Raw genomic sequence first — 13,259 nt, 5'->3', positions numbered from 1 at the left:
TGCAATTTTGCATCTGTTGCAATGACAACATTGTGTCAATACGCTTTACACTGATATAATAGACTCATCATTTTCCTTGTGAGGAGTTGTCTTATTGAAAGTATTGGTTCGAATTTTAATATTATTAGCAATTATCATGACTGTCATTTTTTATTCCGACCAAACTGTTCAAGAAAATGATTTATTGGAAGCTCCAGGTCCTAAGGGTCAAGCATTGCCTCAGGAAAACTTAACAGCCCCGTCCGGGAAAGACTCAATTCCTCGACCCGAAAAAGGGCTATCGACACTTATTGGTCAACACACAGAAAAAATGGTGAATTCATTTGGGGAACCTGACCGAATCGAGCCTTCCGCATTCGGTTATGAATGGTGGGTGTATAATAAGGCATTCGATTCATATTTGATGGTTGGCGTTAACGGGGAAACCATTAATCAAGTATACATTGCAGGAGAGAGCCTGGATGCCTCCCCTTATCAAGTTGGGCAATCCATAGATGATTTATACCGTTTTACAATAATTGAATCGGAAATAACCGTCCAAATTGATACAAATGTCTATACATTCACAATAAATGATCAAGATATGAAAAACCGTTTATTAGTAAAGTTTAATGGGCTGTTTGCACAAATCTATGTGGATGAAGAAGATAGGGAAGTGGAAGCTATCCGTTTTACCGATCCCAAGACACTTGTTCTCCATCAACCATATGAAATGACATACAAAGGAGACTACTTAGCCTCTGAAGTACCTTCAACGACAATGCAAAAATCTATTGATGAAACAAATGAACGTCAGATTTTGGATCTGACCAATGTATATCGTTCACGACACTCTGTAAGAACAGTTATAGAAGATGTCGCTCTCGGTATCGTTGCAAGTAAACATAGTGAAGATATGGCTTTGCAAAATTATTTCTCACATGAGTCACCGGAATACGGTGACTTGGAAGACCGTTTGGCAGAGGAGCAAATCGTTTATGACAGTGCCGCTGAAAATCTAGCTGCTAACTATTATGATTCAGCAGAAGTAGTTCATGGTTGGTTGAATTCTGCCGATCATAGGGAAGTTTTGCTAAGAGAAGATTTTACGCATCTCGGTGTTGGGACGTTCGGTAAATACTATACCCAAAACTTTGTGAAACGACAGAGGGATCGTCTAGAAGATCAATGAACATGGGAGTTAATCCATGTGCCTTCTTCAGATGAACCAAATGGACGAATATGCAGTGGTATATGGTGCTTAGCCGCCATGTCCACTGCTTTTTTTTGTATTAGTGGATGTTTAGCTGTTTCACAAAGCTTTTGAAGCATTTGATAGGAGACCTTGGATAATTTATATACATTTTCATTATTTTTAGGGTCACCAGACATGACACCTGGTACATCCTTATAAAATTCGACAGCCTCAGCTTCAAATAACGAAGCCAATACAATCGCGGTTAAATCACTTCCTCCGCGTCCAAGTGTCGTGAAACGATGGTCTGTCGTAATTCCTTGAAATCCTGGTACGATGACACAGGGCACATGCTGTAACAATTCTTCAATTACTTTTTTTGATGTTTTAATTATGGAAGCATCCCCAAAGTGGTCATCCGTGTAGATACCTGCCTGAATACCATAAGCTAATTGACAAGGAATTTGTTGCTTTAAACATTCAGCTGATAATACGGAGGAGGCGAGTAGCTCTCCGCATATTGCAGCAACATCTTTAGATTCAGGTGCTATTTGAAACGCGTCTGTTAGCCGTATCAGCGTATCGGTGGAATAGGGGTCACCATGACGCCCCATTGCTGAAACAACGACAAGAACCGATTTATATTTTGCTAAGCCTTCTTTAATATGTTGAATACATACTTCCCGCGATGCTGCGTCTCTCATCGCGATGCCTCCGAATTTCTGCACAATCATTAAACCCGCTCCTTATTAATCATGAGTGACATTTTCCCGCATGCTTACATACGATGAACGTACCTTGACTGTAATGTATTCGGTCAATTTCATTTTGTGTAGGAGGGGTACAATGACTTTGGTCATTGCCGATTTATTAAAAGATTGGCCATGTACTTGGTTGCATGGATCATTTAATGAATTCATAAGTGGGGTTAAAGAAAATTCGAGAGAAGTTCAAGCTGGAGATGTTTTTGTCGTCATTAAAGGAAAAAATGTCAATGGTGCTACTTTTATAAAAGAGGCAATAGAAAGAGGGGCTGTCTGCATTATTGCAGAAGATCGGAAATATGAAGAAATGTGTGGAGAGGTTGCATTTGGTATCGTACCAAATACAAGAACCTTTCTTTCTCATGCATGTTCCCGTATCTATGGCGAACCTTCAAAAAATTTGCATGTGATTGGAGTAACTGGGACTAATGGCAAAACAACCGTCAGTCATCTGATTGGTCAAATTCTGTCATTGCTTGGGTTCCAAACAGCTGTAATTGGCACACTTGGACTGTTTGTTAATGGTATACGTGTTGAAGAAAATGTCCCTTCTCTAACTAGTTGGTCAGCTCCTCATCTTCATCAAACCTTCGCTCGACTGATAAAAATGAATATTACCCATGTAATCATTGAAGCTTCATCGATGGGATTGGCACAGCACCGACTGGACCATTGTTCCATTGACCAAGGAGTCTTCTTAAATCTTGGACATGATCATCTGGAAGATCACGAAGGCATCGAGGCCTATAAAAAAGCAAAAAGCAAATTGATGGATTTAACCCAAAAACTCGTTGTGAATGAAGATGATTCTTTTTGGTTGGAAAAAGGAAAACAATCGAAGAAAGAACTGAAGTGGTTTGGAGAAAAATACGTTCAACTGGAGGAAATCAAACCACTCTCCATGAATGTGAAAGTATTTGACGAAGGCAGTAGTAACGGCCATTCGGTGGAAGTTGGTTTTACAGGAGTCTATAACATATCAAATATAGCAGCTGCCATTGGGACTGTTCGTCAAATGGGTATTCCAATGTCATCAATTGTTCCAATACTCCCTAACATCTATTTGCCCCAAGGAAGATTTCAATTTATCTTGAAAAAACCTTTTCAAGTTGTCATAGATTATGCACATACACCAGAAGCTTTGGAGCATCTTCTATCTTCAGCAGCAGCAATAACCGAAGGACGGTTACTTGTGGTATTCGGCTGTGGAGGGAATCGTGACCAAGCAAAAAGAAGTGTAATGGGGGAGATTGCGTCAAAATATGCAGACAGGGTATGGGTAACATCAGATAATCCCCGGTCAGAAGATCCACTGAAAATCTGCCAGCAAATCGTTGAGAATTTGCCGGAGACTTCGAGGATTCACATTGAAATAGATAGAGCAGCTGCGATTGAACAAGCGCTTCTTCATTGCATGCCGGGAGATTTGCTGTGTATAGCAGGTAAAGGTCACGAATCGACACAACACATTGGAAATCAGATTTTACCTTTTTCAGATGAGCAAACTGTTCTTGAAAAATTATCGACTTTACCGGTTACGTGGAACTACGAAAAATGATCCATTTCCAACCGCAAGTTTCTTGCCATTGTCATCGGTGATTTCACCTGTAACCACCATAGTCTGACGGCCTTTGTGTGAAAATGTCGCATGTGCATGTAGGTGACCTTCCGTTGCAGTCGCTAAATAATTAATCGATAAGTTCATTGTTACTGCAGCAAATTCTTCAGATAGTGAATGATTTGCGAGGACTCCCATTGCGGTATCAAGCATGACTGCCAAAATACCACCGTGTGGGATATGAAGAGTATTGTGAATATACGGAGTTATAGGAATGGATATCGTGCATGAATCATCGCTTAATTTCTTTTCCATATGCAATGTGGCACCTAAATAAGTGGAAAGATCTCCGCTTTGCTTCTTTTCGAAGCCTTCCAGCCACTTTGATAAAGTTGAGATATCTTCGTTTGACGCTTGATTCAAAATGTGTTCGAGCTGATTACGTACGTTATTTTTCATGTTGTTTCTCCTAACTTTTAGCAAATACAGGTCTTTTATTTTCTTTGTCCAATCTGTTATGATAGGAACAGATTGGAGGAATGTCCGATGATGATGACATCAGAATGGGCAAATATCATGGATGAAGGTGATAGTTTAACTCAGATGATTTTATCCTCCGAGCAAGCAGAACGCTTCAAAGAAGCATATTTCGCTGTTTACACAGACGAATTATTAACAAGACAAATCGCTTCTTTTTCTCGTTTAAAAGAACAATATGAAGATGTTCAACGCTTCGGAAAGTATCATCCTGACTATCAACACGTGATGAAGTCAATTCGAGTACAAAAACGCGCACTTGATATGAATGAACGTGTCGCTAATTTAAAACTGGCTGAAAATGAATTGCAAGATTTGTTGGATGAAGTCAGCTTACTCATAGGCAAAACTGTATCTGAATCCGTTAAGGTCCCAGTCAGCAATCCGTTCTTCGCGGCAGCATCTTCTTGTAGTACAGGAAGTTGTGGAACTGGTGGATCTTGTGGCTGTTCAGCTTAAATAAAAGATTGGATCTTAGTGTGCGTCTGCACCTTAGAGACAGACATAACAAAAGGATGTGCGCGTATTGTGCACATCCTTTTTCTTATGCTAACCGATCAGCCAATAATGTAATCGCTAAATCAGGACGGTCTGTAACAATTCCTTTAGCACCTGATTTCAGTAGTCTCTCCATTACTTGAGGGTCATTAATCGTCCAGTAGTGAACAGGAACATTCAGTTTGGTCAGAAAGTTGATGAAACCTTCTCCATCAAGAGGGAAGACACCTGATTTCACAGGAATTTGAACGACGTCTGCACGAGGGTGATATAAATGTCCGAACTGACTAGTGTAGGCAGAATAAGCTTTCCGGACTTCGTTTTCTCCTGCTCCAAGTGCAACTGTATTTTGTGCATATAAGTTGAAACGATCGATTTGCTCGTCATAGAAACTCGTTACAACTACACGGTTTTGAGCGCTAAGTTCTTCTATCAAACGCCATAATTTTGAAGGGATTAGACTTCCTTCATATGTTTCAGGAGAATCCTTCATATCGATATTGATCAACATTTGTGGGAACTCTTCAAACAGTTCACGAAGGGTAATAATCGTTTCACCTTGTCCGCGGAACTCATATTCTTGCTGCTCATTAATAAACTGGTATCCCAGATCAAAAGCTTTGAGTTCTGATAGCGTCATATCTGCAATACGACCGGCACCATCAGTGGTACGATCTACATATTCGTCATGGAAAACCACGATTTCTTCATCTTTTGTTAATCGAATATCAATTTCGAATCCATGGACTCCTAGTTCAGCGGCTTTTTTGAAAGCGGCCATTGAGTTTTCTGGAGCAATTAAAGATCCTCCGCGATGAGCTAAAATAATCGGATGCTCATATTGAAGCGCTTCTTTATCTTCACGTTTTTGAGGTTTTGAGATGGCTTTTGAGCCTGCCCAAGCAGCAGCCCCAGCTGCAGCGATCGCGATTGCTACTTTCGTTTTCTTTCCCATGTCTAATTCCTCCTATAGCAAACTTGCTTTACCCATTATAAAGGAAAGTATAGCAAACTGTCAGCTTCAAGCGGTTGCGAACGTTTTCTTCCATATGGTATTCTTTTAATTAAGAAAAGAGGGAACTCGCATGAATGAACGACAAGGATTAGTTGTATATGTACATCATTTAAAACAAGCTAAATCGCTAAGGAAATATGGACATGTTCAATATATTTCCCGAAAATTAAAGTATGTCGTAATGTATTGCGACCTTGATCAAATTGAAGCGATCTCAACGAAATTACTAAAACTCCCGTTTGTTAAAGAAGTCAGCCCGTCCTATAGACCGTTTGTCAAAACTGAATATGAAAATTCTAAACCGGACAAAGCCAAGGAATATGATTACAAAACGGGATTATAATCTAGCTTAGAGGCGGCAAAATGTGATGCAACCTAAATAACCCGATTAAATACTGATGGTACAAAGCGGGTTCTGCAAAATAAGATGAATGCTTAACTTCAAGACGGTGTGGGGAATAGTTTCTTTCCTGCAGCGTCTTTTCGACTAATTGGATACGTTTACTTGTTTTCACCGCCGAATATTCAATACCTTCACGACAGAAATAGATTGGCGTGAATTTACTTTCATCTACAGGTTTCAATATAAGTGCTACGCTTAATTTTTTGACGTCATTCGATACAGATGTCAAAATACATACACGGTGAAAACGGTGCTCATTTGTTTTTAATAACTCTAACCATTCATAAATATCGCTATAACCTTCTCCAAGTTCAATAAAGCGTTGAATCATGAGAAAATAACACATCCTTTCAATAGCCATCTTATCACGGCTTGTTCCGTGAAGCATATGTAAAAAAAGTCAGCAATGGCTATTTCATAACCGATGAATCGGTGAAGGAGGAACATCATGAGAGTAATTTCCGGAGAACAAAAAGGTCTCCCTTTAAAAGCGGTGCCGGGTGCAGGTACACGACCAACAACTGATAAAGTGAAAGAATCTATTTTCAATATGATCGGTCCATACTTTGATGGAGGGCTTGCTGTGGATTTATTCGCAGGAAGTGGGGGACTCGGGATTGAATCACTCAGTCGTGGTATAGAGACATGTATCTTTATTGAGAAAGACCCGCGTGCGATTCAAACGATCCATGAAAATCTGAAGAAATGTAAACTGGATGAACGTGCAGAGGTTTATAAGGCAGATGCGACACGTGCAATCAAGGCATTGGAAAAACGACAAGCCCGTATCGATTTGCTGTTTTTAGATCCCCCTTATCAAAAAGTGGGCTATTACGAATTAATTGACCAGTTCGTGGAAAAAAACTTATTGACTGATGATGCAATTATATTGTGTGAACACGAAAAAGGCGTAGATTTGCCAAATACATATGGGTCATTTACTCTAACAAGACAAGAACTTTATGGCAGTACTATTATTTCGATTTATCGACAGGAAGAAGGAAAACACCATGACTAAAATTGCAGTCGTACCGGGAAGCTTTGATCCGGTTACATTCGGTCATTTAGATATTATCAAAAGAGGTGCTTCTGTATTTGACGAAATCCATGTTGTCGTTTTAAATAATTCCTCTAAAAAACCACTCTTTTCAATTGAAGAACGGATGGATTTAATTCGTGAAGTGACTGCAAAATTGCCGAATGTCCGTGTGGATTCTTTTTCTGGCTTACTCGTTGAATATGCAAAGAGTGTTAACGCTCATGCCATTGTACGTGGATTAAGAGCTGTATCCGACTTTGAATATGAAATGCAAATCACGTCCATGAACCGTGTATTAGACGACAATATCGAAACATTTTTTATTATGACGAATAACCAATATTCATTTTTGAGTTCCAGCATCGTCAAGGAAGTAGCCAAATATGGCGGAGATATTTCCGAACTGGTACCTAAGCCTGTGGAAACAGCCTTGAAAATGAAATTTGGATTTGAATGAATCACGCATTTCTGCCTGATTCAGACTGTAGACAAACATTAATATGATTATATTTAAAAGTGCCGACGTAAGAAAATGTTGATTTCCTTTGCGGCGGACGCGTTTCGCGGGCACGGCTTCAGTCTCCTCGGGCCAACAGGATGTTGGTCACGAAGACGTTGCCACAGGAAGTGGCGTTCTTAGTCTTCGTTCCTTCATAACTTCCGGGGCCTTCAGCTCGTGCTGTTCCCGCTGAAAAGATATTGGTCGAATGACCAATATCTTTGTGACGAGTAACCGCAGGAGCAGTTGTTTTCCGCCGCCTCCACTCCAATCAACAGAAACTATTTAAGAAGGAAAGTGGTCGGTTTTTTCTGAAGACTCCTGCGGAAAAAACGGAACAAGCTAGACCCCACAGGCTCAGCTGTCAGAGACAGCTGAGCCGAGGAGGCTTGCGTTTCGTCCGCGGAAAGCGAAAGAAATACCCGACCACCTTCTCTTTTTGAATGAGGGCAAAAAAGTACTCTCACTTTTTACTGTTATATGAATTAATATCGTTTTGTCATCTGAATCACGCATTTCTGCGTGATTCATTTTATTTTTCACTTAATGTGAGCACTAGCTTTTAAGAGGAAAGGTTGCTTTTATATGGTTTCTGCAGTGGTAACTATCTCTTTTTAGAAAAGTAATACATAACAACTGCCGACAAATAATAGAAAATGAATCAGTCGATAAACGACGTAGGGTCTTAATGAAAGTTTCGCTGTTTTCGCCAACACCATGATTTGCATATGTATACTTAAACCATTGAACGAAAGAATGATGACGGCCAATATCGGGAAAAAGGTCGACATATTAAACAATTGATATGCAATCTCAAGTCCTGCAGTCATTTCAAAAAGCGAATAGATAAATACCGTTACTTGATGAGGGATCCCATTAAAAACCATTCCCATGATTTCTCTGATAACAGTACTTACTGTCGTGAAGAAGACCACGGTTGTGGCAACCAAAAGTAAAATGGAAGCAGCTTGATGGATCCCTTCACTTAAAGGAGAAGTAACAGGTTTGGCAATGGAATCGTTTTTAGAAATGGTTGGTAAAGGAACGAAAACATGAAGAAAAACTAAAAATAATAAATTAATCGTATGTAAAATAACCATTAATAGAATGCCTGTGTTTGCAGATAACAAAAATTGGCTTCCAACCACGCCTACCACAAACATTGGGCTAGGCGCATGACAAATCCCTAGTAAGTGACTTGCATGACGTTTACTAATCATGCTAGCTTGCGACAAGGTCGAAATAGTTGCGGCACCTGTAGGAAATCCACCAAATGCTCCAATCGCGTAAACTTTAATGCTGTTTCCAACATGGGACTGCCATTTATTTTTTTTGTACAGTTCATACAATAGCCATTGAGAAACCACTAAGTAAGGTAATAAATAAGGGAGCAGACGTTTAAGAAAAACCTGCAGTCCCAGCTGTGCACCTTGATGGGCTATCCCTGGCATGAATATAAACAAAGTCATGAGAAACCAACATATGAATAAATTGGTCTTATGTAGCATGCGAAATTTCCCCGTTTCAACCGTTTTGTCAGAAGTAAAGTGAAAGTGCTACACTATGTATATGCAAAAAGAATGCTTGTCATCATGGAGGTGAGGGTGCATGCCAAAGAAAAGTACGATTGGCTTTTTTATTGTTTGTATTATACTGATCAGCGCGACGGTTTATCCCGTCGATGCTTACATTACAAAGCCTGGAGGAGCATATCCTCTTGAACCACTTGTTAATATCGAAGGTGGGGATGAAGATGATAAGGGAACGATGAGTTTAATGACTATCGCTTTAGCAAAAGCGACGCCTCTTACCTATGCCTGGGCAAAAGTATCCGAACACCAAGAAATATTGCAGACTAATCAAGTAAGAAATCCTGATGAGGATGAGGAAGAGTATAATGTTCGACAACTCCACTTGATGTCACAATCTCAATTTAGTGCAATCCAAGTGGCATTTGAAAAAGCGGGTAAACCATATGAAATTAAAACCAAAGGCGTATTTGTCTTAAATGTGTTGCCGAATGGAGCGGCAGACGGTCTTCTTAGTCCGGGAGATCGTATTTTACAAATTGATGATATAAAAAGTGACGCACAACAAGGAATCATTGATTATTTGAAACAAAAGAAGTTAGGAGATAAGGTTATCTTAATCGTAGATCGTGACGGAGAAAAAGATTCCGTTGAAGTGGAGTTGAAGCCTATCCCGACTGATGAGAGCCGAGCCGGTCTAGGTATCACGTTCACAGATGATAAAGAAATTACTACGACACCAAAAGTGAATATCAAAGCTGATGATATCGGAGGTCCATCCGCCGGACTGATGTTTACACTGGAAATTTTAAATCAATTGATGGATGAAGATTTAACCAAAGGTTATAAGGTTGCGGGTACAGGAACGATGCAGGAGAATGGGGAAGTTGGACGAATCGGTGGAATTGATTTGAAAGTCATTGCTGCCGATAAAGAAGATATCGAGATTTTCTTTGCACCAGACGATGAATTGCCTGAAGAAGTATTGAAAAATAATCCTTCCCTCCGTTCAAATTATTTGGATGCTAAAGAAACGGCAGAAAAAATAGGCACGACGATGAAAATCGTGCCCGTTAAAACAGTGGATGACGCACTTGCTTACTTAAATCAACTTAAGCCGAAAAAATGATGATAAAATGCTGTGTTAATTTTTACGGTTGATTTTAGAGAAAAGAAAGTTCGACTTTCGCATTATAACAACCGTTTAGTAGAAATTTATAAAATAATCGGTGGTTTTCGATAGTCCATCCCAACCGGGGTATTAATTTTTGATGATTGTAATCCCAACTGATATAAATCAGAAGCACGAATATCTATTTCCAGTAAAGAATCTTTTGTTGCTGCAACTCGACTGACGAGTGGTAATGAAAGGTTTTTTTTCTTTTCACTTAAATATTTCTGTCCATTTTGTGTCATGCCTAGAACTCGTAAGTAGGTCGGTTTCGGATGTTCTTTAAGGGTCTCCCATTTAAAGCCAGTATAAATATGAGTAAGCATACGTTGAATGCGAGTCCATGTATAACGCTTCGATTTTACTCTAATCATAAATTCTTCAAAAGTTTCACTTTCTTTAGCCGCCTCGTAGATTAAATGCTCAATGCCTTCCGTGACCTCGGCGAAAGAAGCAAGATCTTGTATGGAAGATCGAATGATTGTGTGTCGAAGGAGGGGCCAAAACTGTTGCCAGCTGCCAAATACACTAACAGAGTCTTTCCATTTAAGCAGTTGATCCAATGACGTCTGTGGCATGAACTTTTCCAATGCTTCAAGAGAGCCTTCCTCAAAAAGCGCCTTACGAATGCCTGTAGCGCTTGCAATGGATTGGTTCTGATCGACATCATCATGGTAATTTGCTACGATTCGTTGAATAGTTACAGGCTGAATGCGTGCCTTCATGTGAAAGGCAGCTTCGATATAGTGATATCCGAGAATATTATTGGGCTTAGATAAGTCCACAAATGAAAAGTTCAAGTCTTTTGTAATATCAGCGTAGGCTTCGTTCAAAGCCTTCGGATAACTTAATCCAAGATTCATGTATTGTTTGATCGAATTTTGGTAAGCCTCTTGTTGAGTAGTTAGGACCTCGTAGGAGCGTGTGAAAGGTTCGATCGTGCCTTCCTCGCTTCCAAAACAAAAGGCATCGCATTCCATGGCTTCTAGTAGCGTAATGGCACCACGCGCAAAGTCACTGGCTTGTGCGGTAGCAAAAACGTAAGGTAGCTCAATGACAATATCCACGCCAGCTTTCAGGGCCATTTCAGTCCGGCACCACTTATCCACAAGGGCAGGTTCCCCTCGTTGCAAAAAATTTCCGCTCATGACAGCAATAATAATATCTGCGGCTGTTTTCTTGCGAGATTCTTTGATATGATAGAAGTGTCCGTTATGAAACGGATTATGTTCTACGACTACACCAGTTGCTTTCAAGATTGTGACCCCCTTATCATCTACTCTCGATTATACGGGTCTAAAAAAGGAGTGACAAGAAATTATCTTGACATCTAATTTCCTGCATTATATAATCAACTTTGTTGTCTTGAGGTGATAAACGAATGAAATGGGCAATTCATCAACTATCTAAATATCGCCATGACGGGATGCCAATTGATGAAACGATTCAATTGGATGAAGTGATGGAACGTAACCCGGACATCCGGAAAATTTCACCCGTTCATGTAAAAGGGCACTGCACATTTGGTGCAGCGCAAATGACTTGTCATTTTCAACTGACAGGCACCCTCACTTTACCATGTGCTCGCACTTGGGAAGATGTTGAGTATCCGTTTGATATTCAAACAGATGAGATTTTTAGTTGGTCAGAAGCACATAAGGAAGACGATGGAGATATTCATTATGTAGAAGGCGATGTTGTTAATGTCGACCCTGTATTTGAAGAATTGATTCTAGTAGAAATCCCTATGCAAGTGTTTAAGGAAGATGCTGAGCATCAACCGATTGCTGGCGGCAAAAACTGGTCGTACTTAACAGATGAGGAATTGTCTGCGAAAGAAGAAAATGAACCTAAAAAATCGGATCCTAGACTTGCTGATTTAGCAAAGTATTTTGATCAAACAGACGAATAAACGATCTGTAAGGAGGTGCCACCAATGGCTGTACCGTTTAGAAAGACTTCTAAAACAGTAAAAAGAAAACGTCGTACGCATTTCAAATTATCCCTACCTGGTATGGTAGCTTGCCCAAACTGTGGTGAATCAAAATTGGCTCACCATGTTTGTAAATCATGCGGACAATACAAAGGGAAAGAAGTATTGAGCAAATAATTCAGTATTTGTTCTATAAAGGCTACCGGAGAGACCATGGCTCTCCGGTGGCCTTTTTCTCTATTTACAAGGAGGAACTCTAATGACATTTGCCATTAATCGAGAAGAAAATATTCTACGTTTTACGATTAAACGACCTGAAATTCGAAATGCAATCAATCATGAAGTCATAGATGGTCTTGAAAAACTAGTTTCAACTGTACATAATGATTCAACTATACAATTTGTCGTTATCACCGGTGAAGGCGATGAAGCGTTTTGTTCTGGTGGCGATTTATCGATCTTTCACGGTCTTCATACAGCACATGAAGCCTTTCCAATGCTTGATCGGATGGCAAGTGTCTTATATAACGTTGCCACCCTTCCTGTGCCTGTCATTGCCCTTGTCAATGGTCACGCGGTAGGAGGAGGGTGTGAGATTGCCACAGCATGTGATTTCCGCCTGGTTTCATCAAAGGCTAAGGCTGGGTTTATTCAAGGCTCTTTAGCCATTACAAGTGGTTGGGGCGGTGGAACCTATTTACTTGAAAAATTAGCAAGACAAGATATAGCTATGCATATGCTATGTGAATCCAAACCTTATGCAGCAGATGCTCTACTTGAGAAAGGTTGGGCTACACAAGTATATGACGGTGACAAAGAACAAGCTTTACAGTCATTTCTAATTGAAATGACACAAGTAGAGGCATCAGTTCACCGAGCATATAAACAAATGTTAATCCGTAAATGGATCGGTCAAAATCTACTTGGTCAAATCAAGGAAGAAGTTAAAAACTGTTCACTACTTTGGGAAGCCGAGGAGCATCACAAAGCTGTTCAAAAATTCCTCTCCCGCAAAAAATAAAGATAAAGGAACGGAGGCTAGAACACCACATCTTGTTGCTCCTGCGGTTACTCGTCGCAAAGTGCAGAGCTGCTCCTGCGGTTACTCGTCGCAAAATGTAGAGCTGCTCCTGCGGTTA

At 40.1% G+C, this 13,259-nt stretch carries 16 protein-coding genes; 10 read left to right on the top strand and 6 right to left on the bottom strand.

Features of this window, described 5'->3' with window-relative positions:
* Nucleotides 1–94 precede the first annotated feature (94 nt).
* On the top strand, nucleotides 95–1,171 hold the full coding sequence (locus M9R32_RS04430; RefSeq protein ID WP_269925526.1) for a CAP domain-containing protein: 1,077 nt from the start codon (nucleotides 95–97) through the stop codon (nucleotides 1,169–1,171).
* Here the strand turns inward: M9R32_RS04430 and M9R32_RS04425 are convergent.
* Nucleotides 1,165–1,908 (bottom strand): amino acid kinase family protein, encoded by a 744-nt coding sequence (locus M9R32_RS04425; RefSeq protein ID WP_269925525.1) that lies wholly within the window; start codon nucleotides 1,906–1,908, stop codon nucleotides 1,165–1,167. The genes M9R32_RS04430 and M9R32_RS04425 overlap by 7 nt on opposite strands.
* A 112-nt stretch (nucleotides 1,909–2,020) precedes the next feature.
* Here M9R32_RS04425 and M9R32_RS04420 point away from each other — a divergent pair, with 112 nt between their 5' ends.
* On the top strand, nucleotides 2,021–3,496 hold the full coding sequence (locus M9R32_RS04420) for a UDP-N-acetylmuramoyl-L-alanyl-D-glutamate--2,6-diaminopimelate ligase (RefSeq protein WP_269925524.1): 1,476 nt from the start codon (nucleotides 2,021–2,023) through the stop codon (nucleotides 3,494–3,496).
* On the opposite strand, the gene M9R32_RS04415 is transcribed toward M9R32_RS04420, so the two are convergent.
* Nucleotides 3,467–3,955, bottom strand: a complete 489-nt coding sequence (locus M9R32_RS04415; RefSeq protein WP_269925523.1) for a PaaI family thioesterase — start codon at nucleotides 3,953–3,955, stop codon at nucleotides 3,467–3,469. The genes M9R32_RS04420 and M9R32_RS04415 overlap by 30 nt on opposite strands.
* Before the next feature lie 87 nt (nucleotides 3,956–4,042).
* Between M9R32_RS04415 and M9R32_RS04410 the strand changes: the two genes are divergently transcribed.
* The gene (locus M9R32_RS04410) at nucleotides 4,043–4,492 is read left to right on the top strand and encodes a YlbF/YmcA family competence regulator (RefSeq protein ID WP_269925522.1); all 450 of its coding nucleotides are present in this window, start codon (nucleotides 4,043–4,045) and stop codon (nucleotides 4,490–4,492) included.
* A gap of 85 nt (nucleotides 4,493–4,577) precedes the next feature.
* On the opposite strand, the gene M9R32_RS04405 is transcribed toward M9R32_RS04410, so the two are convergent.
* A complete protein-coding gene (locus M9R32_RS04405; RefSeq protein ID WP_269925521.1) occupies nucleotides 4,578–5,486 on the bottom strand; it encodes a glycerophosphodiester phosphodiesterase family protein in 909 nt (302 codons plus the stop codon).
* Nucleotides 5,487–5,616: 130 nt separating this feature from the next.
* On the opposite strand from M9R32_RS04405, the gene M9R32_RS04400 reads away from it, so the two are divergent.
* On the top strand, nucleotides 5,617–5,889 hold the full coding sequence (locus M9R32_RS04400) for a YlbG family protein (protein ID WP_269925520.1): 273 nt from the start codon (nucleotides 5,617–5,619) through the stop codon (nucleotides 5,887–5,889).
* A gap of 1 nt (nucleotide 5,890) precedes the next feature.
* On the opposite strand, the gene M9R32_RS04395 is transcribed toward M9R32_RS04400, so the two are convergent.
* Nucleotides 5,891–6,280, bottom strand: coding sequence for a DUF7147 family protein (locus M9R32_RS04395; protein ID WP_269925519.1), 390 nt, complete (start codon nucleotides 6,278–6,280; stop codon nucleotides 5,891–5,893).
* Between the two features lie 117 nt (nucleotides 6,281–6,397).
* Between M9R32_RS04395 and rsmD the strand changes: the two genes are divergently transcribed.
* Together rsmD and coaD are read left to right on the top strand one after the other, a co-directional pair.
* A complete protein-coding gene (rsmD, locus tag M9R32_RS04390) occupies nucleotides 6,398–6,967 on the top strand; it encodes a 16S rRNA (guanine(966)-N(2))-methyltransferase RsmD (RefSeq protein ID WP_269925518.1) in 570 nt (189 codons plus the stop codon).
* The gene (coaD, locus tag M9R32_RS04385) at nucleotides 6,960–7,445 is read left to right on the top strand and encodes a pantetheine-phosphate adenylyltransferase (protein ID WP_269925517.1); all 486 of its coding nucleotides are present in this window, start codon (nucleotides 6,960–6,962) and stop codon (nucleotides 7,443–7,445) included. Before rsmD ends, coaD begins: the two co-directional genes overlap by 8 nt.
* A 656-nt stretch (nucleotides 7,446–8,101) precedes the next feature.
* Here the strand turns inward: coaD and M9R32_RS04380 are convergent.
* Nucleotides 8,102–8,956 (bottom strand): hypothetical protein, encoded by an 855-nt coding sequence (locus M9R32_RS04380; protein WP_269925516.1) that lies wholly within the window; start codon nucleotides 8,954–8,956, stop codon nucleotides 8,102–8,104.
* Between the two features lie 139 nt (nucleotides 8,957–9,095).
* On the opposite strand from M9R32_RS04380, the gene M9R32_RS04375 reads away from it, so the two are divergent.
* Nucleotides 9,096–10,145, top strand: coding sequence for a SepM family pheromone-processing serine protease (locus tag M9R32_RS04375; protein ID WP_269925515.1), 1,050 nt, complete (start codon nucleotides 9,096–9,098; stop codon nucleotides 10,143–10,145).
* A gap of 86 nt (nucleotides 10,146–10,231) precedes the next feature.
* On the opposite strand, the gene M9R32_RS04370 is transcribed toward M9R32_RS04375, so the two are convergent.
* On the bottom strand, nucleotides 10,232–11,443 hold the full coding sequence (locus M9R32_RS04370) for a nucleotidyltransferase (protein WP_269925514.1): 1,212 nt from the start codon (nucleotides 11,441–11,443) through the stop codon (nucleotides 10,232–10,234).
* Nucleotides 11,444–11,568: 125 nt separating this feature from the next.
* Here M9R32_RS04370 and M9R32_RS04365 point away from each other — a divergent pair, with 125 nt between their 5' ends.
* The 3 genes from M9R32_RS04365 to M9R32_RS04355 all read left to right on the top strand — a co-directional run bounded on the left by M9R32_RS04365 (nucleotide 11,569) and on the right by M9R32_RS04355 (nucleotide 13,141).
* Nucleotides 11,569–12,099, top strand: coding sequence for a YceD family protein (locus M9R32_RS04365; protein ID WP_269925513.1), 531 nt, complete (start codon nucleotides 11,569–11,571; stop codon nucleotides 12,097–12,099).
* Between the two features lie 24 nt (nucleotides 12,100–12,123).
* Nucleotides 12,124–12,297, top strand: a complete 174-nt coding sequence (rpmF, locus tag M9R32_RS04360; protein ID WP_016427787.1) for a 50S ribosomal protein L32 — start codon at nucleotides 12,124–12,126, stop codon at nucleotides 12,295–12,297.
* Nucleotides 12,298–12,379: 82 nt separating this feature from the next.
* A complete protein-coding gene (locus tag M9R32_RS04355) occupies nucleotides 12,380–13,141 on the top strand; it encodes an enoyl-CoA hydratase/isomerase family protein (RefSeq protein ID WP_269925512.1) in 762 nt (253 codons plus the stop codon).
* The last annotated feature ends 118 nt before the right edge of the window (nucleotides 13,142–13,259 follow it).

It is taken from the genome of Paenisporosarcina quisquiliarum (assembly GCF_027563315.1).
Lineage (GTDB): Bacteria > Bacillota > Bacilli > Bacillales_A > Planococcaceae > Paenisporosarcina > Paenisporosarcina quisquiliarum.
Note: the sequence above shows the minus strand (reverse complement) of the source record. Positions and strands in the feature narration are given on the sequence as shown.